Here is a 19,670-nt window from a genome sequence, read left to right as displayed (position 1 = left end):
GCACGGGCCCCGTTCGCGGGGCCGCCCGACGCCGGCCCGTCGCCTCCCACGCGGAGGCGGCGGGCCGGCGTCGTCCTCGGCCTCCGCGCCCGCGCGCGGGGAGCGGAGTACCCTGGACGGACTATGAACGAACCGTCCCGCGCCAGCCGCCCCCAGGACACCGGTGCACCCCTGCTGCCCCAGATCACGTCTCCGGAGGCCCTCGAGGGCCTCTCCAAGGAGGAGCTGACGCGGCTGGCGGCGGAGATCCGCGCGTTCCTCATCGCCCACGTCTCCCAGACGGGCGGCCACCTCGGCCCCAACCTCGGCGTGGTGGAGCTGACGCTCGCCGTGCACCGCGTGTTCTCCTCCCCGCGGGACGCGGTCATCTTCGACACGGGCCACCAGTCCTACGTGCACAAGCTGCTCACGGGGCGCCAGGACTTCACCACGCTGCGGCAGCAGGGCGGCCTGTCCGGCTACGGCGACCGCGCCGAGTCTGAGCACGACGTCGTCGAGTCCTCGCACGCCTCCTCCTCCCTCTCCTGGGCGGACGGGATCGCCCGTGCGTGGTGGCAGACGGTCCAGCGGGACCGCACCGTGGTCGCGGTGATCGGGGACGGCGCCCTCACCGGCGGCATGGCCTGGGAGGCGATCAACAACATCGCCGGCGATCGCAACCGGCGCGTGGTGATCGTGGTGAACGACAACGGCCGCTCGTACGCCCCCACCGTGGGCGGCCTGGCCGACCACCTCGGCGGGCTGCGCCGCGGAGTGCTGGACAAGGTCCGCACGCACCGGCGCTACGAGCAGACCCTGGACTACATGAAGCGCCGCCTGCAGGAGGGCGGCACGGCGGGCCACCTCCTCTACCGCCCGCTGCACGCGGCGAAGAAGGGCCTCAAGGACCTCTGGGCGCCGCAGGGCCTGTTCGAGGACCTGGGCATGAAGTACATCGGCCCCGTCGACGGGCACGACGTGGAGGCCATGGAGGAGGCCCTCGAGGACGCCCGCGCCTACGGCGGACCCGTGATCGTGCACGCCATGACCGAGAAGGGCCACGGCTATGCACCGGCCGTGGCGAACGAGGCGGACCAGTTCCACGCGATCGGCCGGATCGACCCGTCCACGGGCGAGCCCGTCACCTCCGACACGGCGCAGTCCTGGACCAACGTGTTCGGCGAGGAGATGGTGGACATCGCCCGCGAGCGCCCGGACGTGGTGGCCATCACGGCCGCCATGATGAACCCGGTGGGCCTGGCGCCCATGGCCCTGGAGTTCCCGGACCGCGTGTTCGACGTCGGCATCGCGGAGCAGCACGCCGTCACCTCCGCGGCGGGCATGGCCTTCGGCGGCCTGCACCCCGTGGTGGCCGTGTACGCCACGTTCCTCAACCGCGCGTTCGACCAGGTGCTCATGGACGTGGGCCTGCACCGCGCCGGGGTGACGTTCGTGCTGGACCGCGCCGGCGTGACCGGCCCGGACGGCCCGAGCCACCACGGCATGTGGGACCTCGCCCTGCTCCAGACCGTGCCGGGGCTGCGGATCGCGGCCCCGCGCGACGCCGAGACCCTGCGCGAGGAGCTGCGCGAGGCCGTGGCGGTGAGCGACGCGCCCACCGTGGTGCGCTTCGCGAAGGGCTCGGTGGGCGAGCCCGTGCGCGCCCTCGAGCGCCTCGAGGACGGCACGGACGTGCTCTCCCGGATCGGCCCGGCCGCCCACGAGGACGACGCCGACCGCGACGTGCTGATCGTGGCCGTCGGCGCGATGGCCGAGCTCGGGCTCGACGTCGCGCAGCGCCTGAGCCGCCAGGGCATCACCGCCACCGTCGTGGATCCCCGGTGGGTCCTGCCGGTGGCCGGGTCCGTGATCCGCCTGGCCGCGCGCCACCGGATCGTGGTGTGCCTCGAGGACGGCGTCCGCGCCGGCGGCGTGGGCTCCCGCATCCGCCAGGAGATGCGTGCCGCGGGCGTGGACACCGCCCTGAACGAGGTCGGCCTGCCCGTCGAGTTCCTCGCCCACGGCACGCGCGCCGAGGTGCTGGACCGCGTCGGCCTGACCGCCCAGCGCATCGCGCAGGACACCGTGGCCCAGGTGCTGGGCGCCAAGGTGCCGTACGCGCGGCCCGTGTCCGGCGCCGTGCCGGAGTCCGGCATGCCCGGCGTGGCCCCGTCCAGCCCCGAGGACGCGCGGCGCACGTCCGATCGCTGAGCGCCGGCCGCCGTCGTCGCCCTCCCCACCCACTGACCCCCGACGCCAGGAGCACCCCATGAGCATCGTCCGCCTGTACCGCGACGTCACCGCCGAGGACGGCACGCGCCGCTTCGAGTACCGCGAGGCGTGGTGCGAGCCCGGCTCCGGGCAGTTCACCGTGCACCACGGCCGCGTCGGCGCGGTCGGCACGGTGGGGGACCAGCCCGTGGCCGACGACGCCGAGGGCGAGGAGCTGCTGGCCGCCTTCGTGGCGCAGGGCCGCGAGGAGGGCTTCGCCGAGCTCGACGACGACGCCCTGACCACGCTGTCCGTGACCTACCGCCTGCGGGGGCGGGCGAGCACGCCGATCGAGGCTCAGCACGCGGACGCCCTGCGCTCGGAGATCACCCACCAGCTCGCGTGGCGCGGTCTCGGCGACGTCGAGGACGTCGCGGAGGAGGAGGGCCGGCTCGTGCTCATCGTCCGCACGCCCCACGCTGCCAAGGCCGAGGCGGAGATCCCGGCCGCCGCCAAGCGCGCGCACGGCGTCCAGCCGAACAAGGTGGAGGTGCACCGCGGGGACCTGCGCCCGGCGGACGCCTCGGCCCATGGTGCGGCGGACGCGGAGGCGGACGCCGACGTCGTGGACGCTGCGGCCGAGACCCGGGAGGCCTGAGCGATGCGCACCGTGCGACTGGGCCGCTCCGGCCTCACCGTCTCCGTGGTCGGGCTGGGCTGCAACAACCTGGGCCGTCCCGGCACCGCCACGATGGAGCAGGCGGGCACCGACGCCGTCGTCGGCGCCGCGCTGGATGCGGGCATCACCTTCTTCGACGTCGCGGACATCTACGGCGCCGAGCCCGGCCTCTCCGAGGAGCGCCTCGGCACCGCCCTGGGCTCCCGCCGCGACGAGGTGGTGCTGGGCACCAAGTTCGGCATGGAGATGGGCGGGGCGAACGGGCCCGACGGCGGCGCCCGCGGTTCGCGCGCGTACATCGTCAGGGCGGTAGAGGCGTCGCTGCGCCGGCTCGGCACCGAGTGGATCGACCTGTACCAGTTCCACACGCCCGATCCCGGCACGCCGATCGACGAGACGCTGCGGGCGCTCGACGACCTCGTGCGGGCGGGCAAGGTCCGCTACGTCGGGCACTCGAACCGCACCGGCTGGCAGATCGCGCAGGCCGAGTACGTGGCGCGCGAGCTCGGCACCGAGCGGTTCGTCTCGGCGCAGAACCACTACAACCTCCTGGACCGCCGCGCCGAGCTGGAGGTCGTCCCCGCGGCCGCGGAGTTCGGCCTGGGCGTGCTGCCCTACTTCCCGCTGGCCAACGGCCTGCTGACGGGGAAGTACTCGCAGGGTGCGGCGCCCGAGGGCTCACGGCTCTCCCACGTGCGGCAGCACATGGTGGACGAGGCGGACCTGGAGCAGCTGGCCGCGTTCGGGGCGTTCGCGCGCGAGCGCGGCATCACCGAGGTGCAGGCGGCCGTCGGCTGGCTCGCAGCGCAGGGGCCGGTGGCGTCCGTGATCGCGGGGGCCACGCGTCCCGAGCAGGTCGCCGAGAACGCGAAGGCCTCCGACTGGGAGCCCACGGCCGAGGACCTCGCGGAGCTCGACGCGCTCTTCCCGGGCCCGGAGAAGGTGGCGCTGTTCTGATGCCCCTCGTGCCCTCGCCGGCCGAGATGGCCCTGGGGTGGAGCGTGTCCCTGACCGCGGGGGCGATCTGGGTGGGCGGGCTCGTCTCGCTCGCGCGCGGCCCCCTCGACCACCGGGCCCGCCTGCCGTGGGTCGTGTCCATGCTGATCCTGCCGGTGCTCGGGGCGCTCATCTGGTTCTGGTGGCGGCACCGCTACTACCCGGCGCGGCGGCGTGAGCAGCCCGGCTGGGACCCCAACCGGCGCGAGGTCGCGGCGCTGCCGCCGTCGCGGGGCAGCCGCACGCCCGCGCCCAGCCGGCGGGGCCGGCCCGATCCGTACGCCGGTCACGCCGCCCCGGAGGGACTGCTGCCGCGCCGACGCTTCGGCATGGAGGAGTTCGCCGCGCCGGCAGGCCCCGGGCGGGAGCGCGGCGACGACGTCTGATCTCCCAGGACTCGCCGCGCCGCTCGGTTCCGGGCGTGCGCGTGCTCAGAGCTTGACGACCACCTGGTCGCCGTCGATGGCGGCCTCGTAGTCCATGAGGGGCTGGCGCGCGGGGCCGCCGAAGGGCTTGCCGGTCTCCACGTCGAAGTGGGAGCCGTGGCACGGGCACGCGTAGGCCGTCCCCTCGGGGCGGTCCACCACCTGGAGCAGGCAGCCCTGGTGCGTGCACACGTTCGAGTACGCGGTCACCGTGGACTCGTCCACGCGGTGCATCAGCAGCGTGCGGCCCTCCACCTCCACGGACGTCGTGGCGCCCACGGGCAGCTCCGAGACGGCGAGGGCGGGCGTCCTGGCGGCGCCGACGTAGTGGTCCTGCGCCGTGTCCTCCGCGCGGATCTCATCCGTGCAGCCGGAGAGGACGAGGGAGCCGGCACCCACGGCGGCGACGGCGGCGCCGCGGCCGAGCACGGTGCGGCGGGTGGTGCCTGGCTGGGCGTCCTGGGGGGCGCAGTGGCCGCAGCAGCCGGTCTCGGCGGCGGGGGCGGGCTGGGAAGAGCGGGTGTCCTGCGTGGTCATACCCCCATTGTTCCACTCGGCGGACCGGGCGCCTCCCCGCGTGCGGTGCGCGGGGGAGGGTGAGAGGATCGTGAGCCGACCCGCCGTCGTCGTGCGTGAGAGCGCGGCGAGACCGACCGAGACCAGGAGACCCGCCGTGGCCGAGACCGCCCGCCCCGCCTTCGACCTGACCCCGTTCGAGCGCTGGGAGGCCGTGACCCTGCGCGGGGAGCACGTGGGCTTCCTGTTCCGGCGGCTCGCCGAGGGCGTGCTCACCTCCCGCATGGGCTTCGCCCCCACCGCGGTGCAGCGCGCGGCGACCCCGGACCTGCCGGAGCGGTTCTTCGCGCAGAGCCAGGTGGCCTTCACCGACGACGGGGCGACGTGGGTTTGGACGTCCTATGAGGACTCGGCCACGGAGCAGCGCGTGCGGATCGAGCGCGAGCGCGCGGGGCTGGGGGAGGACGTCGTGCCCTCCTACGCGGAGCACCTGCTGATGGGACCCGCGGCCGAGGCGGCGCTCACGTTCGTGCGGCTCGAGGAGGCATCCCCGCTGCAGGGGCCGGTGCGCATGCCGGAGGCGACGCTGCGGCCGGCCGGCGGCGATGCCGGTGCGGGGGCCGAGGGCGGCGTGCGGGTGGACGTGGTGAGCGAGGGCGTGGTGATCGGCTCGCATCACGTGCGCGAGGGCGCCGTGACGGCCTCGGACTGGGGTGGCGGGACGGCGTCCGCGCCGGTGGCCGGCAGGGACGAGGCGCTCGCCGGGCTGGGCGCGGAGCTGGTGACGTTCGCCGGACTGCCGGTGGAGTGAGGCGGGGCGGGCACCAGCTCCGCCAGGGACATGACCTGCCACCCGGCCAGCGCCCATCCGACGCCGAACGTGCTCGCCCTCGTGCCGCCGCTGCCGCGGGAGCGGTACGCCGGCGGCCCCGCCACCCTTCCGCGGTGACGGGGCCGCCGGTGCCGGGATGCCGGCCTCAGCCGTGGAAGCGCGTCCCGTTGACCCGCTCGGACGCGCCCGAGTCGTCGAGGTACCGCGTGATGCCGCCCAGGTGCAGCGGCCAGCCGGCGCCCAGGATCATGCACAGGTCCACGTCCTCGGGGGCGGCCACCACCTTCTCCTCCAGCAGCAGGCCGATCTCCTCGGCCAGGGCGTCCTCCACGCGGTGCAGCAGCTCCTCGGCCGTCTGCGGGGCGTCGCCCTGCTCGAGGAGCGCGGCGGTCGCGGCCGGGATCTCCTCGCCCGTCGCGCCGGCGGCCTCCTCGCTCTCGGCGCCGCCGCGCACGTCCTTGGCCCAGATCGCGGTCTTGCCGGCGTCGATGAGGCGCTGGAGGTTCGCGGACACCGGGAAGCGCTCGGCCCCGAAGGCGGCCTGCAGCGATTCGGAGACGTGCTGCGCCACGGGGATGCCCACCATCGCCAGGAGCGTGAACGGGGTCATCGGCAGGGCCAGCTCGTCCAGGGCGTGGTCGGCGGTGTGCGCGTCGGTGCCCTCGTCGAAGGAGTTCTGCACCTCGCCCATCATGCGCAGCAGCACGCGGTTGACCACGAAGGCCGCCGCGTCGTTGACGAGCACGCCGGTCTTGCGGAGGCGGCGGGCCAGCTCGAACGCGGTGGCCACGGCCTCGTCCGAGGTCTCGGCCACGCGGACGATCTCGATGAGCGGCATCTGGGCCACCGGGTTGAAGAAGTGGAAGCCCACGAGGCGCTCCGGGTTCTGGAGCACCTCGGCCATCGCGGCCACGGACAGGCTGGAGGTGTTGGTCGCCAGGATCGCGTCCGGGCGCACGATGCCCTCCAGCTCGCGGAACACCGCGCGCTTGACCTCGAGCTCTTCGAACACGGCCTCGATGACGACGTCGGCGTCCGCGTAGACGGACTTGTCCGTGTCCGCGGTGATGAGCCCGGCGAGCGCCTCGCCCTGCTCCGCGCTCATCCGGCCCTTGGCCACCTGCTTCTCGATCTGCCCCTGCACGCCGGCGATGCCGCGCTCGACACGCTCGGCGTCCATGTCCGTCATCACGACGGGCACCCCGAGCTGCTGCGCGAACACCAGGGCCAGCTGACCGGCCATCAGGCCCGCACCGACCACGCCGACCTTGCGGACCTCGCGGGCCTGGTCCGCCCCGGGATCGCCCGCCGGCCTCTTCGCACGGCGCTGGACGACGTCCAGGAACGCGTACACGGTGCGGCGGAACTCGGGGGAGCCGATGAGCTCCTGGAGCGCCTCGGCCTCGTGCTCGGCCGACTCCTCGCGCGTGCGCGTGCGGGCACCGACGAACAGCTCCTCGACGTGGCGGCGCGCCGGGAGGTGGCGCCCCGGGCGCGCGGCCTGGAGCTGCTCGAGCGCCGCGAGCGCGCGCTCCCACGCTGCGTCGGAGACGTCGCGGCCGTGGTGCTCGGACTGCGCCTCCTCGGTCTGGCCCTCGCCCGTGAGGATGCGCGCGGCGAACGCCAGACCGGCCTCCAGCAGGTCGCCCTCGGCCACCGCGTCCATGAGCCCCAGCTCGTACGCGGCCTTCGCGTCCAGGGTCCGGTTGTTGTCCAGCGGGTTCTTCACCAGGACGCCGACGGCGGCCTCGGGGCCGATCAGGTGCGGCATGCGCCACACGCCGGACCAGCCGGGCACGAGGCCCAGCCGGACCTCGGGCAGTCCGAAGCCCTTGGCGCCCGCGGCCACCACGCGGTGCTCGGCCGCGAGGGCGAGCTCGAGCCCGCCGCCGAGCGCCGTCCCGTTGACGAAGGCGAAGGTCCGGGCGGGGAACGCGTCGAGCCGGTCGTAGGCGGCGTGGCCGAGCCGGGCCAGGTCGCGGCCGATGCCCGCCTGCGGGTCCCCGGAGTCCTCGATGCCCGCGATCAGCGAGAGGTCGGCGCCGGCGGCGAAGGTGCCCCCCGTGCCGGTGACCGCCAGGGCCTGGATCTCGCCGGCCACGGCCCGCGCAGCCTGGGCGTCCAGGGCGCGGGCGAGCCCCAGCAGCGAGGCCGGGCCCAGCGTCGCCGGCCGCTTCGGGCCCTGGCCGTTGTCCAGGGTGAGGAGGGCGAGGGTGCCCACGCCGCCGGGCAGCGCGTGGTCGGTGACCTCGATGTGGGTGACGACCTCGTCCGGGGTGATTCCGGGCAGGTGGCCGAAGGCGTCCAGGGGAGCGGGGCGTTGTGTCATGGCTCTCACTCTAACCGTGACGCGCCGTCCCAGGAACGCCGCTCAGTCCTCCACGGGGTCCGGATCCAGCAGGGCCACGGTCAGGACCGCGGCCACGTTCTCCACCTGCCACGGCCGCGCCCCGCGCTCGCGGAGGGCGTCCTCCACGGACTCGGGGGTGAGCGGCGTGGGCGGCTCCCAGCAGATCCGGCGCAGCGTGTCCGGGGTGAGCAGGTTCTCGGTGGGCATGTCGAGCTGCTCCGCGCGGCGGGCCACGCGCGCCTTCGCGGTCTTGAGCCTCCGGTCGGCGAGCGGGTCGCGATCGCGCCACGCCCGCGGCGGCGGCGGGGCGTCCCCGCCGCGCACGTGCAGGGGCGGGGCTGCGCCGTCGGCGGCGTCCTCGAGCCCGGCGCGGATCGCGGCGATCCAGCGGGGCGCCTCCCGGGACGCGGAGCGGCCATGGAAGCCGGAGGTGTCCCGCAGCGCGGGGACCGTGCGGGGCTGCGCGGTGGCGGCGGCCACGAGCGAGCGGTCGGGGATGAGCCGGCCGGGGGCGACGTCCCGGTGTCGGGCCAGCTCCTCGCGGGCCTCCCACAGGCGGCGCAGCACGGCCAGCTGTGCGGGTCGGCGCAGGCTGTGCGAGCCGGAAGTGCGGCGCCACGGGTCCGTGCGCGGGGCGGGCGGGGGCGCCAGCCGGGCGGCCTCGAACTCCTGGCGCGCCCACTCCGTCTTGCCCTGCTCCTCCAGCAGCGCGGCGAGCGCGTCCCTCAGCGGCACGAGCAGCTCGACGTCGAGGGCCGCGTAGGCCAGCCAGCCCTCGGGCAGCGGCCGGGTGGACCAGTCCGCCGCCGAGTGCTCCTTGGCCAGGGTGACCCCGAGCATCGCCTCCAGGACGGCGGCCAGGCCCACGCGGGGCAGCCCGGCCAGGCGGGCGGCCAGCTCCGTGTCGAACAGGGCGTCCGGGCGCAGCCCCTGCTCGGCCAGGCAGGGCAGGTCCTGGCTGGCCGCGTGGAGGACCCACTCGACCCCGCTCAGGGCCTCGGCCAGCGCCCCCAGGCCGTCGAAGGCCTCCGGGTCCACGAGCCAGATGCCCGCGCCCGCGCGCTTGAGCTGCACGAGCATCGCGCGCTGGCCGTAGCGGATGCCGGAGGCGCGCTCGGCGTCCACGGCCACCGGCCCGGTGCCCGCCGCGATGGCGCGGGCGCAGGCCTCGAGCCCGGCGGGGGTGTCGGTCACATGCGGGGTCCCGCCCTCGGGCTCGGTGATGAGCCGGGGCGCGGGGGCCTCCCCGGCGGCCTCGTCGGGGGACGGCTGTCCCGGTGCGGACGCGGCCTGGGTCATGGAGTGCTCCTGCTGGTGGGTCGTCAGTGGGTGGGGTGGGGGAGAGCGGCGGACTCGGGCGGCAGGCCGGCGAAGGCGCAGATCATGTCCGACCACGCCTCCAGGTGCGCCCCGAGGTCTCGCCCGCTCGGGGTCCAGGAGGCACGCAGCTCGATGTCCGTCACGTCCGGCTCGCCGGCCAGGGTGCCGAAGCTCTCCGCGAGCTGGCGCGTGGCCACGCCTCCGGCCTCGGTGTGCTCGGCGTGCCGGGTCTCCAGGGCCTCCACGAGCCAGGTCCAGGCGACGGCGCCGGCGAGGTGGTCCGTGGCGACGTCGGGCTCCAGGCTCGCCCGGATGTACGTGACCGCGCGGAACCGGCCCCGCCACTGCGGCGAGCCGGCCGGATCGTGCAGGAGCACGAAGCGGCCCGTGGCCAGCACGGGGCCGGCCGGGTCCTCCGCGGTGACGTCCTCGCACACGTCCGCGGCCAGGGCCACGGCGTGCGGGGCGAGACCGGGCGGGGCCGGGATCTCGCGCAGGCGCACGGGGGGGCGGGGCCGGGCGTCGCGCAGTTCGGCGAGCGCCCGGCGGAACTCCGCGGGCACCTCGGCGCGCGCGGCGTGGGGCGCCCTGGTGACGGTCATGCCCGACAGCGTAGGCGGGCCGGTGCGCGTCGCGGCGCAGGGCGCGCCGTCGGCGGCCCTCAGCGCCGGGCCGCCAGGGCCTGGCCGAGCGCGTCCGTGAACCCGGCGACGTCCTCCCGGGAGGTGTCCCACGAGGTCATCCAGCGCACCTCGCCGGTGGCGGGGTTCCAGTCGTAGAACGGGTAGCGGGCGCGCACCGCGTCGGCGGCGGCCGGGTCCAGGACGGCGAACACCGCGTTGGCCTCGGGCTGACGGGAGAGCTCCACCCCCTCGAGCGCGGACACGCGCTCGGCCAGCAGGCGGGCCATGGCGTTGGCGTGGTCCGCCAGGCGCACGCCGAGGTCGTCGGTGAGCAGGGCCAGCAGCTGCGCGGAGAGGTAGCGCTGCTTCGAGGCCAGCTGCATCGAGGACTTGCGCAGGTACCCCAGGGACATCTGCGCCGCGGAGTCCGCGTCGCGCTCGCGGCCCGGCACGTCGCGGTCGGTGACCATGGCCGCGGTGGACACGGCCTCCGGGTTCAGCACGACCACGGCCTCCGCGCCCAGCGCACCGTTCTTCGTGCCGCCGAAGGAGACCGCGTCCACGCCGGCGTCGGTGGTGAACTCCCGCAGGGGCACGCCCAGGGCGGCGGCCGCGTTGCACAGGCGGGCGCCGTCCATGTAGACGCTCAGCCCGGCGGCGTGGGCGGCGTCGGCGAGCGCCCGCACCTCCTGCGCCGTGTACACGGTGCCGACCTCGGTGGCCTGGGCGATCTCCACCACGGCCGGCTGCACCGCGTGGACGAATCCGAAGGAGCCCAGCACGGGCGTGAGGAGCGCGGGAGTGAGCTTGCCGTCGTCGCCCGTGGGGACCGGGAGCAGGGAGAGCCCGCCGACCTGCACGGGGGCGCCGCCCTCGTCCGTGGCGATGTGCGCGTGGCCGGCGCACACCACCGCTCCCCACGGGGGCGTCAGGGCCCGCAGTGCGACGACGTTCGCGCCCGTGCCGTTGAACACCGGCAGGGCGAAGGCCCGCTCGCCGAAGGTCGCGCGGACGCGCTCCTGCAGCGCCGCCGTCACGGGGTCCTCGCCGTAGGCCCGCGCGTGGCCCGCGTCCGCGTCCAGCATGGCGGCCCACACGTCCGGATGGACGCCCGCGTAGTTGTCGGAGGCGAAGGCGCGCAGGTCGGCGGGCGACGTCGGCGCCCCCGGGGCACTCACGCCGCGCCGCCCGGCGTGTCGGACGCGTCGGCGGAGGGCACGTCGGACGGGCTGAGGCGCAGCGAGATCGAGTTGATGCAGTAGCGCAGGTCCGTGGGCGTGCCGTAGCCCTCGCCCTGGAACACGTGGCCCATGTGGGAGCCGCACCCGGCGCAGCGCACCTCGATCCGCTGCATGCCGAGGGTCTCGTCCTTGATGTACTCCACGCGGTCCTCGGCCAGGGGTGCGAAGAAGGAGGGCCAGCCGCAGTGGGAGTCGAACTTCTCGTCCGAGCGGAACAGCTCCGCCCCGCACGCGCGGCACGCGTACACGCCCTGCACGTGGGAGTCCCAGTACTCGCCCGTGTAGGGGCGCTCCGTGCCGGCGCGGCGCAGGACCTGGAACTCCTCCGGGGTGAGGCGGCGCGCCCACTCCTCCTCGGTGAGGGCCGCGGTGTGCGGCGTCGCGGGCGGGGCGGCGTGGGGGGCGGCGTGCGGAGGGGTGTCCGGGGATGCGGTCTCGTGGGTGCTCATGGTCCGCACAACGCCCGCGCCGCTCGCCCTGTTCCCCGCCGGGCCGGCCGGATCGGCGCGGTCGGTGCGGATTGGCCCGCCCGCGCGTGCGTGGTCGAGAATGCACTCATGGCCTCCTCCTGCCGCCGTCGCCCCCGCCGCCACCGGTCCCGCGCTCGCGGAGCCGTGCCCCTCGCGCAGCGCCTGGTGCGCCGAGGGGTGAAGGGCACCGTGCGCGGCTCCGTGGCGATCGCCGCGCCCATGGCGCGCTGGTCCCCGGTGGTGGGCAGCGTGGCCCTCTCCGGGGCGTTCGTCGTGGCCGGGGCCAGCTCCGCGCTCGCGGGCGTCTTCGCCCGCACGGTGGTGACGCCCGTCCGCCAGCACGCGGAGTCGACGGCGATCCTGGCCGTCGTGGACGGGGAGGACGGGCCCGAGGTCATCCTGCCGGCCGACGAGTACACCACCGTCCCCGGCACCTACTCGCTGACCTTCGACGGCGGCGCCGGCTGCGCGCGGATCGGTGCCATCACCTCGTTCGACCCGCGCGACGGCACGGTACAGCGCGTCGTGGAGGAGGTCTACGCCGGCGAGCTGCCGGCCGCCGTGAAGGGGCGCTTCACCGCGTTCGTGTACCCCACCCCGGCCGACGCCGGACTCGAGGCCGCAGAGGTGCTCGTCCCCGTGCCGAACGGCTGCGCCCCGGCCTGGCGCGTGGACCCGGAGGCGGATCAGGACGCCCGGTCCGGCGAGGGGCTGTGGGCCGTGATGGTGCACGGCCGGGGCGCCCGCCGCAACGAGGGCATCCGCGCGGTGCCCACGGCGCAGCGACTCGGCATGACATCCCTGCTGATCTCCTACCGCAACGACGGCGACGCCCCCGACGCCCCGGACGCGCGCTACGGGCTCGGCACCACGGAGTGGGAGGACGTGGAGGCCGCCATCCGGTACGCGATGGAGCAGGGGGCCGAGGACGTCGTGCTGTTCGGCTGGTCGATGGGCGGGGCGGTGGCGCTGCAGTGTGTGGACCGCTCCGCGCTGGCCCCTCATGTGCGGGCCGTGGTGCTCACCGGCCCGGTGGTCGACTGGATGGACGTGCTCGAGCACCAGGCCAAGCTCAACCGCATCCCGGAGGCGATCGGCCTGCTGGGCCAGTGGCTGCTCTCCAATCGGGCCGGCCGGTTCGTCACCGGCCTCGCGGCCCCCGTGGACCTGAAGGCGATGGACTGGGTGACCCGCGCCGAGCAGGTGCGGGTGCCCACCTTGATCCTGCACTCCGAGGACGACGAGTACGTGCCCGTGGGCCCGTCCATGGACCTGGCCGAGCGCAACCCCGAGCTCGTGCGGTTCGTGCGGTTCCAGCGCGCCCGCCACACGCGCGAGCAGAACGTGGACCCCAAGAAGTGGGACACCACCGTGCGCGGCTGGCTGCGCGCGGTGCTCGGCGCGAGCCGGCCCGGCACCCGCCGCGTATGACGTCGTGGTGGAGGCGCCGGGAGCGAGTCGAGGTCCCGCTCGAGGTGTCACGAGGGGGGACGGAGGAGCTGTACGGCCACGCTCGGGAGGTGTGTCGTGGGTCGGCGCGGATCTCACTCGCTGAACTCGCCGGCGCGGACATGATCGTGCTGGACCTTGTGCCCCACCGGAGGGACGCGGCGGAGATGCAGGTCTGCGGTGACCTCGCCGAGCCGGGGGGCCGCTGTGATGGGACTGACGATCTCCGTGGACGGGTGTGCACGCTTCGAGATCGGCGTGGACGACGACGACCTGGACTTCGCACGGCAGGTGATCGACGCCGTCGTCGACGGCCGGGTGCGGATCAGGGAGGCGCCCGGGCGGTCGGAGACCACGCTGACACTGCGTGACGGATCGACTGTCATGTCCCGCGGGTGGTCGCTGCCCGACGGCGGGCTGGTTCCGCGTCCAGGATGGAGGAGCCGTGCCGATGTCCGGGAGTGTGCGCCCTACCGGTGAGACCGGCCCGCCAGGCGACACCCTCCACCTGCGTTCGTGTCACGGCGGAGGTGTCCTGCAGATGGCCGGAGACCGGGCCGGAACCGGGCCGGTTCCGGCCATCCTCATGACTGCTCGTCCCCGGTCACGGAGTCGCGCTCAGCCCTCGGTGAGCCCCCGGCGCCGCAGCAGCGGTTCCAGCTCCGCGTCCCGCCCGCGGAAGGCGCGGTAGGACTCGAGCAGGTCCCGCGTGTTGCCGCGCGCGAGCAGCTCCGCTGCGAAGCGCTCGCCGTTCTCCCGCGTGAGGCCGCCGTTCTCCCGGAACCACTCCACGGCGTCCGCGTCCAGCACCTCGGCCCACACGTACGAGTAGTACCCCGCCGCGTAGCCCGAGCCGAAGATGTGCTTGAAGTAGCCGGTGCCGTAGCGCGGGGGCACGAGGTCCGGGTCGATGCCCGCCTCCGTGAGGACCCTGCGCTCGAACGCCGCCGGATCCGCGGTGGCCGCGTCCACGGTCTCCTCCGTGAGGGTGTGCCACGCCCAGTCGATCAGCGTGGCGCCCAGGTACTCCACCGTGCGGTAGCCCTCGCCCCACAGGTCCGCGGCCTCGAGCTTCTCCAGGGTGCCGGCGGGCAGCTCCTCGCCGGTCTCCACGTGGCGCGCGTACGCGGCCAGGATCTGCGGCTCGCGGATCCACATCTCGTTCACCTGGCTCGGGAACTCCACGACGTCCCGCGGCACGGCCGTGCCGGTCAGCGAGGGGTACTCGCCCTCAGCCAGCAGGCCGTGCAGGGCGTGGCCGAACTCGTGGAACAGGGTGGTGGTCTCGTCCAGGGTCAGCAGCGCCGGGCGGCCCTCCGCCGGGGCGGGCACATTCATGGTGGTGAACACCACCGGCTTCTCGCCGAGGGCCTCGGACTTGTCCCGCACCGTGTGCATCCACGCGCCGCCCGACTTCGTGGCCCGGGCGAAGAAGTCGCCCACGAACAGGCCGACGGACTCGCCGCCCTCGCGGGCGACCTCCCAGACCCGCATGCCGGGGCGGTACAGGTGCCGCGCCAGCTCCGGGCGCTCGGTGAACGTGAGCCCGTACAGCGCCCCCGCCGCGGCGAACACGCCCTGCGTGAGCACGCGGTCCAGCTCGAAGTACGGGCGCAGGGCCGCGGTGTCCACCGCGAACGCCTCCCGCGCGTGCCGCGCGGACAGGTGCGGCCAGTTCCACGGGGCCACCTCGGCCGCGCCGTCACCCGTGCCCGCGACGACGGCGGCGTCCCGGCGGGCGTTGGCCATGGCCCGCGGAGCCATGGCGGAGAGCAGCTCCTCCACCGCAGCCACGGACGGCGCCGAGCGGTCCTTGAGGGCCTGCTCCGCCCAGCACGAGGCGCCCAGCAGGCGGGCCTTGCGCAGCCGCAGCCGCACGATCTCCATCGCCAGCGTCAGGGTCTCGTTCTCCCCCGACGCGCCGCGGCCCACAGAGGCCTCGAACACCTCCCGGCGCAGCGCCTCGTCCTCGAGGTCCGCCAGCCAGGGCTGGGAGGTGAACAGGGAGAGGGTCAGCAGCCACGGGCCCTCGCCCGCGGGGGCGTCCGCCGCGCGGTGCCCGGCCTCCACCGCGGCGGCCGCGGCGGCGTCGACGTCGTCCTGGCCGAGGCCCGCGAGGCGCTCGCGGTCCGTGACGAGCACGGCACGGGCGGCGGTGTCCGCGACGAGGCGGCGCGTGAAGGCGGAGGACGTGGAGGCGAGCTCGCCGTTGATGCGCTGCAGCTCCTCCCGCTCCGCGCCGCCCAGGTGGGCGCCGGCGACGTCGAGCCGCTGGCGGAGCACCTCGAGCAGGCGGGCGTCCTCGCCCGAGAGGGAGCCGGCGTCGATCGCGGCGACCCGCTCGGCCAGCCGCGGATCCAGCAGCAGGGCGTCCTCGTGCGCGGCGAGCTCGGGGGAGAGCTCCTGGGCCAGGGCCTGGCGGGCCTCTGTGCCGTCCGCGCTGACGAGCGTGAAGAACACGGCGGCGACGCGGCGCAGCAGGGCCCCGGAGAGCTCGAGCGCCCGCACGGTGTTCTCGAAGGTCGGGGCATCGGGGGAGGAGAGGATCGCCTCCACCTCGGCGCGCTGCTCCGCCATGCCCTGGCGGATGCCGGCGGCGAGATCGGCGTCGGAGCACGCGGCGAAGTCGGGCAGCTCGTGGGGGAGGGCCGAGGGGCTCAGCAGGGGGTGGCCCTCGGGGAGGGCGTCGGTGGGGGAGGTCATACGGGCACCCTACGACGGCGGCCGACGTCGGCGGGTGCGGGCCCGCTGGCTAGACTGGGCCGTCGAGCCAGCAGTCGAAGCCAGGAGGCGTGCATGTCCGGACATTCCAAGTGGGCCACCACCAAGCACAAGAAGGCCGTGATCGACCAGCGTCGCGCCAAGGCCTTCGCCAAGTACATCAAGGGCATCGAGGTCGCCGCCCGCGCCGGCGGCGCGGACATGTCCGGCAACCCGGCCCTGGACCTGGCCGTCAGCAAGGCCAAGAAGAACTCGGTCCCCAACGACAACATCGACCGCGCCATCAAGCGCGGCGCGGGCCTGACCGGCGAGGTCATCGACTACGTCGAGATCATGTACGAGGTGCGCGGCCCCCAGGGCTCCGCCCTGCTCGTGGAGTGCCTCACGGACAACAAGAACCGCGCCGCCTCCGAGGTGCGCGTGGCCGTGACCCGCAATGGCGGCACGATGGCCGACTCCGGCTCCGTCTCGTTCCTCTTCACGCGCAAGGGCGTCGTGCGCCTGCCGGCCGAGGGCAACACCGAGGACTCGCTCCTCGAGGCCATCCTCGAGGGCGGCGCGGACGCCGAGGAGGTCGTGGAGGCCGGGGAGGACTTCGAGATCGTCTCCGAGCCCTCTGACCTGCGCGCGGTGGCCGAGGCGCTCGACGCCGCCTCGGTCGAGTACGAGACCGACGAGGTCGAGTTCATCCCCACCATGAAGGTGCAGCTGGAGGACGCCAAGGGCGCCGGCACCTTCCTGCGGCTCGTGGACGCGCTCGAGGAGCTCGACGACGTGCAGAACGTCTACTCGAACGTGGACATCGCCCCCGAGATCCTCGCCCAGCTGGACGAGGACTGAGCAGCACCGCCGTGACGCGGCCCGCCGACGTCGTCCGGATCCTGGGGGTGGACCCCGGGCTCACCCGCTGCGGGATCGCCGTCGTGGACGTGGACGCCCGTCGTCGGGCCGCGCTCGTGCACGTGGAGGTCGTGGGCACCCCGCCCGGGACCTCCCTCGACCAGCGGCTGCTGCGGATCGACGAGGCCGTGACCCGCATCCTGGCGTGCCACCGGCCCGACCGCGCCGCCGTGGAGCGCATGTTCGCCAACAACAACACGCCCACCGTGCTCGGCACGGCCCAGGCGGCCGGCGTGGCGATCGCGGCGGCGGCGCGCGCCGGGATCCCGGTGGGGCTGCACACCCCCTCGGAGGTGAAGGCGGCGGTGACCGGCCACGGCGACGCGGGCAAGGAGCAGGTCACCACGATGGTCACCCGCATCCTCCGGCTCGACGCCCCGCCGCGGCCGGCCGACGCCGCCGACGCCCTCGCGCTGGCCATCGCCCACGGCTGGCGCGGCACCGCCCTCGGCCACGCGGCCGGGCAGACCGGCATGGACACGGCCGACATGGCCTCGCGGGCGGGACGATCGCACTCCGCGGCCCGGGTCCCCCTGCCGACGCGGGCCGGGGAGATGACGGCGGCGCAGCGGGCGTGGCTCGCCGCGGAGCGCTCGACGGGCGGCAGGCGCCGCTGACCCCGCGCCCTCGCCGGGGGCCGGGCGGATGCCGGGATCGCGGGACGTTCGATGATATGTTCGAATGCGTCCCCCTCGACGTCGGAAGGCCCAGCATGATCGCGTCCCTGAGCGGCACCGTGGAGCACGTGGCGCTGGATCGCGCCGTCATCGCGACCGGCGGCGTGGGCGTGCTCTTCCACTCCACCCCGCAGACCCTCGCCACCCTGCACGAGGGCCGCCCCGGCCACGTCCAGACGCACCTCGTGGTCAAGGAGGACGCGCTGACCCTCTACGGCTTCGCCGACCGCCACGAGCGCGAGGTGTTCGAGGTGCTGATCGGCGCCAACGGGGTGGGCCCGCGCCTGGCCCTGGCCATCCTCGCGGTGCACCACCCGGAGGCCGTGCGTCGCGCCGTCACAGAGGAGGACGAGAAGGCCCTCACGCGCGTGCCGGGCATCGGCCCGAAGATGGCGCGCAAGATCATCGTGGAGCTCTCCGGTCGGCTGGCCCCCACGGGGGAGCAGGTCCCGGAGGAGGACGCCCCCGTCGCCGAGGAGGCCGCCGCGACCGCGTGGCACGCCGACGTCGTCGCGGCCATGGCGGGCCTGGGCTGGTCCGAGAAGGAGGCCGAGAAGGCCGTGGCCGCCACCGTCGCCGCCCGGCCGGAGCTCGAGGACTCCCGCGACGTCGCCGCGCTGCTGCGCGCCACCCTGCGCGACGTCGGCACCGCCGGCGCCGCACGCGGGGGCCGGTGAGCATGGCCGAGCGGCCCATGACCGCCCCCGAGGCGGACGCGGAGGAGCGCCGGCTCGAGGCGGCGCTGCGGCCGAAGCACCTCGACGAGTTCGTGGGGCAGATGCGCGTGCGCGAGCAGCTGGACCTCATGCTGGCCTCGGCCCGGCTGCGGGACCGCGCGGCGGACCACGTGCTCCTCTCCGGCCCGCCCGGCCTCGGCAAGACCACGCTGGCCATGATCGTGGCGGCGGAGATGAACGCCCCGCTGCGCCTGTCCTCCGGCCCGGCCATCCAGCACGCCGGCGACCTCGCGGCCATCCTCTCCTCGCTCACCGAGGGGGAGGTGCTCTTTCTCGATGAGATCCATCGGATGTCCCGGCCGGCCGAGGAGATGCTCTACATGGCCATGGAGGACTTCCGCGTGGACATCGTGGTGGGCAAGGGCGCCGGCGCCACCTCGATCCCGCTCGAGCTGCCGCCCTTCACGCTCGTGGGCGCCACCACCCGCGCGGGCCTGCTGCCCAGCCCCCTGCGGGACCGGTTCGGCTTCACCGGCCACCTCGAGTTCTACGCGGAGGAGGAGCTGGAGCGCGTGCTGCGCCGCTCCGCCCTGCTGCTGGACATGCGCGTGGACACGGACGGCTACCGGCAGATCGCCTCCCGCTCGCGCGGCACCCCGCGCATCGCCAACCGGCTGCTGCGCCGCGTGCGGGACTGGGCGCTCGTGAAGGGCCTGGAGTCCGTGGACGCCGAGGCCGCCTCGGCCGCCCTCACCATGTACGAGGTGGACGCCCGCGGGCTGGACCGCCTCGACCGCGCGGTGCTCACCGCGCTGTGCACCACGTTCGGCGGGGGGCCGGTGGGCCTGTCCACCCTGGCCACCGCGGTGGGCGAGGAGATGGAGACCGTGGAGACGGTGGCCGAGCCCTTCCTCATCCGCGAGGGGATGGTGGCCCGCACGCCGCGTGGCCGCGTCGCGCTGGCTGGAGCGTGGGAGCACCTGGGGCTGACGGCGCCGGCAGCCCCCGGCTCCGCCTGAGCGGCCCGGGCGGGGACGGCCCCTAGACTGGCCCGGACCCCGACCTCGACTGACGGAGCCCGACGCATGTCCTCGCTCGACCACGCCCTCCCCGCCCTGGCCCCCGCGGCGGCCGCACAGCCCGCCGGCGGCGGCTCCAGCATGTTCATTCTGCTCATGTTCGCGGCCCTGGCCGTGCTCATGTTCATCTCCATGCGCCGCGCGAAGAAGGTGCAGACGCAGCAGGCGGAGATGCGCCGCGGCCTCACCCCGGGCCAGGAGGTCATGACCACCTCCGGCATCTTCGGCCGCGTGGTGCGCCTCGACGAGTCCGAGCAGCGCGCGACCCTCGAGGTCGCTCCCGGGATCCGCATGGACTTCCACCTCCAGGGCATCGCCAGCGTCGTGGAGCCCACCGGCGTCGATGCCGCGGCCGACGGTCCCGTCCTCGCCGAGCCGACCGCCGCGCCGACCACCGACCCGCGCGTCGCTCCGGAGAGTGCCGCGTCCGGCTCCACGGCGGCCGACGTCGTGGACCCCGGCCACGAGGGCACCGCCCCGCGGACCGACCGCCCCTGAGACCCACCCGGCGGCCCGGTCACGGGC

At 75.1% G+C, this 19,670-nt stretch carries 19 protein-coding genes; 12 read left to right on the top strand and 7 right to left on the bottom strand.

All coding sequences use genetic code 11. The features are described 5' to 3' along the window. The first annotated feature begins 123 nt into the window (after nt 1–123). Genes dxs through LG274_RS03090 form a run of 4 tightly spaced genes read left to right on the top strand, consistent with a single transcriptional unit; the run spans nt 124 to nt 4,251 of the window. Nucleotides 124–2,190, top strand: coding sequence for a 1-deoxy-D-xylulose-5-phosphate synthase (dxs, locus tag LG274_RS03105; RefSeq protein ID WP_404465356.1), 2,067 nt, complete (start codon nt 124–126; stop codon nt 2,188–2,190). A 58-nt stretch (nt 2,191–2,248) separates the two neighbouring features. Next, the gene (locus LG274_RS03100) at nt 2,249–2,848 is read left to right on the top strand and encodes a hypothetical protein (RefSeq protein ID WP_404465354.1); all 600 of its coding nucleotides are present in this window, start codon (nt 2,249–2,251) and stop codon (nt 2,846–2,848) included. Nucleotides 2,849–2,851: 3 nt separating this feature from the next. After that, the gene (locus LG274_RS03095) at nt 2,852–3,826 is read left to right on the top strand and encodes an aldo/keto reductase (RefSeq protein ID WP_248115640.1); all 975 of its coding nucleotides are present in this window, start codon (nt 2,852–2,854) and stop codon (nt 3,824–3,826) included. Then, nucleotides 3,826–4,251 (top strand): PLD nuclease N-terminal domain-containing protein, encoded by a 426-nt coding sequence (locus tag LG274_RS03090; protein ID WP_248115639.1) that lies wholly within the window; start codon nt 3,826–3,828, stop codon nt 4,249–4,251. The genes LG274_RS03095 and LG274_RS03090 overlap by 1 nt, the downstream gene beginning before the upstream one ends. A 45-nt stretch (nt 4,252–4,296) precedes the next feature. On the opposite strand, the gene LG274_RS03085 is transcribed toward LG274_RS03090, so the two are convergent. Then, nucleotides 4,297–4,827 (bottom strand): Rieske (2Fe-2S) protein, encoded by a 531-nt coding sequence (locus LG274_RS03085; protein ID WP_248115638.1) that lies wholly within the window; start codon nt 4,825–4,827, stop codon nt 4,297–4,299. 136 nt (nt 4,828–4,963) lie between these two features. Here LG274_RS03085 and LG274_RS03080 point away from each other — a divergent pair, with 136 nt between their 5' ends. Beyond that, nucleotides 4,964–5,617 (top strand): hypothetical protein, encoded by a 654-nt coding sequence (locus tag LG274_RS03080; RefSeq protein WP_404465351.1) that lies wholly within the window; start codon nt 4,964–4,966, stop codon nt 5,615–5,617. 166 nt (nt 5,618–5,783) lie between these two features. Here LG274_RS03080 and LG274_RS03075 read toward each other — a convergent pair whose 3' ends face one another. Genes LG274_RS03075 through msrB form a run of 5 tightly spaced genes read right to left on the bottom strand, consistent with a single transcriptional unit; the run spans nt 5,784 to nt 11,621 of the window. Then, nucleotides 5,784–7,967, bottom strand: a complete 2,184-nt coding sequence (locus LG274_RS03075; RefSeq protein ID WP_404465349.1) for a 3-hydroxyacyl-CoA dehydrogenase NAD-binding domain-containing protein — start codon at nt 7,965–7,967, stop codon at nt 5,784–5,786. A gap of 42 nt (nt 7,968–8,009) precedes the next feature. Beyond that, nucleotides 8,010–9,287, bottom strand: coding sequence for a ribonuclease D (locus tag LG274_RS03070; protein WP_404465347.1), 1,278 nt, complete (start codon nt 9,285–9,287; stop codon nt 8,010–8,012). Between the two features lie 23 nt (nt 9,288–9,310). After that, nucleotides 9,311–9,910 (bottom strand): DUF3000 domain-containing protein, encoded by a 600-nt coding sequence (locus LG274_RS03065; protein WP_404465345.1) that lies wholly within the window; start codon nt 9,908–9,910, stop codon nt 9,311–9,313. 59 nt (nt 9,911–9,969) lie between these two features. Further along, entirely contained in the window at nt 9,970–11,109 is a 1,140-nt protein-coding gene (locus tag LG274_RS03060; RefSeq protein ID WP_404465343.1) for a threonine aldolase family protein, read from the bottom strand. Continuing rightward, the gene (msrB, locus tag LG274_RS03055; protein ID WP_404465341.1) at nt 11,106–11,621 is read right to left on the bottom strand and encodes a peptide-methionine (R)-S-oxide reductase MsrB; all 516 of its coding nucleotides are present in this window, start codon (nt 11,619–11,621) and stop codon (nt 11,106–11,108) included. The genes LG274_RS03060 and msrB overlap by 4 nt, the downstream gene beginning before the upstream one ends. 108 nt (nt 11,622–11,729) lie before the next feature. Here msrB and LG274_RS03050 point away from each other — a divergent pair, with 108 nt between their 5' ends. Further along, the gene (locus LG274_RS03050) at nt 11,730–13,073 is read left to right on the top strand and encodes an alpha/beta hydrolase family protein (RefSeq protein WP_404465339.1); all 1,344 of its coding nucleotides are present in this window, start codon (nt 11,730–11,732) and stop codon (nt 13,071–13,073) included. 276 nt (nt 13,074–13,349) lie between these two features. Beyond that, complete coding sequence (locus LG274_RS03045; protein ID WP_404465337.1) at nt 13,350–13,571, top strand: hypothetical protein; 222 nt, start codon at nt 13,350–13,352, stop codon at nt 13,569–13,571. 138 nt (nt 13,572–13,709) lie between these two features. On the opposite strand, the gene LG274_RS03040 is transcribed toward LG274_RS03045, so the two are convergent. Then, nucleotides 13,710–15,794 carry a M3 family metallopeptidase gene (locus LG274_RS03040; RefSeq protein ID WP_404465335.1) on the bottom strand — a complete coding sequence of 695 codons (2,085 nt, stop codon included), beginning with the start codon at nt 15,792–15,794 and terminating at the stop codon, nt 13,710–13,712. 93 nt (nt 15,795–15,887) lie between these two features. On the opposite strand from LG274_RS03040, the gene LG274_RS03035 reads away from it, so the two are divergent. From LG274_RS03035 to yajC, 5 genes are all read left to right on the top strand, one after another. Continuing rightward, nucleotides 15,888–16,652 (top strand): YebC/PmpR family DNA-binding transcriptional regulator, encoded by a 765-nt coding sequence (locus tag LG274_RS03035; RefSeq protein WP_366370376.1) that lies wholly within the window; start codon nt 15,888–15,890, stop codon nt 16,650–16,652. An 11-nt stretch (nt 16,653–16,663) separates the two neighbouring features. Beyond that, nucleotides 16,664–17,329 (top strand): crossover junction endodeoxyribonuclease RuvC, encoded by a 666-nt coding sequence (gene ruvC, locus LG274_RS03030; RefSeq protein ID WP_298711153.1) that lies wholly within the window; start codon nt 16,664–16,666, stop codon nt 17,327–17,329. A gap of 95 nt (nt 17,330–17,424) precedes the next feature. Beyond that, a complete protein-coding gene (ruvA, locus tag LG274_RS03025) occupies nt 17,425–18,066 on the top strand; it encodes a Holliday junction branch migration protein RuvA (RefSeq protein ID WP_298711150.1) in 642 nt (213 codons plus the stop codon). A gap of 17 nt (nt 18,067–18,083) precedes the next feature. Further along, nucleotides 18,084–19,085, top strand: a complete 1,002-nt coding sequence (gene ruvB / locus LG274_RS03020) for a Holliday junction branch migration DNA helicase RuvB (protein WP_404465332.1) — start codon at nt 18,084–18,086, stop codon at nt 19,083–19,085. Between the two features lie 66 nt (nt 19,086–19,151). Beyond that, on the top strand, nt 19,152–19,643 hold the full coding sequence (yajC, locus tag LG274_RS03015) for a preprotein translocase subunit YajC (RefSeq protein ID WP_404465330.1): 492 nt from the start codon (nt 19,152–19,154) through the stop codon (nt 19,641–19,643). Nucleotides 19,644–19,670: the final 27 nt, after the last annotated feature.

The sequence above is a fragment of the Micrococcus antarcticus genome (assembly GCF_044872765.1).
In the GTDB taxonomy this organism is placed as follows: Bacteria; Actinomycetota; Actinomycetes; order Actinomycetales; family Micrococcaceae; genus Micrococcus.
This window is presented reverse-complemented; position numbering and strand designations above follow the sequence as displayed.

What these genes read in the sequence shown, in the direction of transcription:
- dxs (WP_404465356.1), top strand. Translation starts at nt 124, where the DNA reads ATGAACGAACCGTCCCGCGCCAGCCGCCCCCAGGACACCGGTGCACCC.
- LG274_RS03100 (WP_404465354.1), top strand. Translation starts at nt 2,249, where the DNA reads ATGAGCATCGTCCGCCTGTACCGCGACGTCACCGCCGAGGACGGCACG.
- LG274_RS03095 (WP_248115640.1), top strand. Translation starts at nt 2,852, where the DNA reads ATGCGCACCGTGCGACTGGGCCGCTCCGGCCTCACCGTCTCCGTGGTC.
- LG274_RS03090 (WP_248115639.1), top strand. Translation starts at nt 3,826, where the DNA reads ATGCCCCTCGTGCCCTCGCCGGCCGAGATGGCCCTGGGGTGGAGCGTG.
- LG274_RS03085 (WP_248115638.1), bottom strand. Translation starts at nt 4,827, where the DNA reads ATGACCACGCAGGACACCCGCTCTTCCCAGCCCGCCCCCGCCGCCGAG.
- LG274_RS03075 (WP_404465349.1), bottom strand. Translation starts at nt 7,967, where the DNA reads ATGACACAACGCCCCGCTCCCCTGGACGCCTTCGGCCACCTGCCCGGA.
- LG274_RS03070 (WP_404465347.1), bottom strand. Translation starts at nt 9,287, where the DNA reads ATGACCCAGGCCGCGTCCGCACCGGGACAGCCGTCCCCCGACGAGGCC.
- LG274_RS03065 (WP_404465345.1), bottom strand. Translation starts at nt 9,910, where the DNA reads ATGACCGTCACCAGGGCGCCCCACGCCGCGCGCGCCGAGGTGCCCGCG.
- msrB (WP_404465341.1), bottom strand. Translation starts at nt 11,621, where the DNA reads ATGAGCACCCACGAGACCGCATCCCCGGACACCCCTCCGCACGCCGCC.
- LG274_RS03050 (WP_404465339.1), top strand. Translation starts at nt 11,730, where the DNA reads ATGGCCTCCTCCTGCCGCCGTCGCCCCCGCCGCCACCGGTCCCGCGCT.
- LG274_RS03040 (WP_404465335.1), bottom strand. Translation starts at nt 15,794, where the DNA reads ATGACCTCCCCCACCGACGCCCTCCCCGAGGGCCACCCCCTGCTGAGC.
- LG274_RS03035 (WP_366370376.1), top strand. Translation starts at nt 15,888, where the DNA reads ATGTCCGGACATTCCAAGTGGGCCACCACCAAGCACAAGAAGGCCGTG.
- ruvA (WP_298711150.1), top strand. Translation starts at nt 17,425, where the DNA reads ATGATCGCGTCCCTGAGCGGCACCGTGGAGCACGTGGCGCTGGATCGC.
- ruvB (WP_404465332.1), top strand. Translation starts at nt 18,084, where the DNA reads ATGACCGCCCCCGAGGCGGACGCGGAGGAGCGCCGGCTCGAGGCGGCG.
- yajC (WP_404465330.1), top strand. Translation starts at nt 19,152, where the DNA reads ATGTCCTCGCTCGACCACGCCCTCCCCGCCCTGGCCCCCGCGGCGGCC.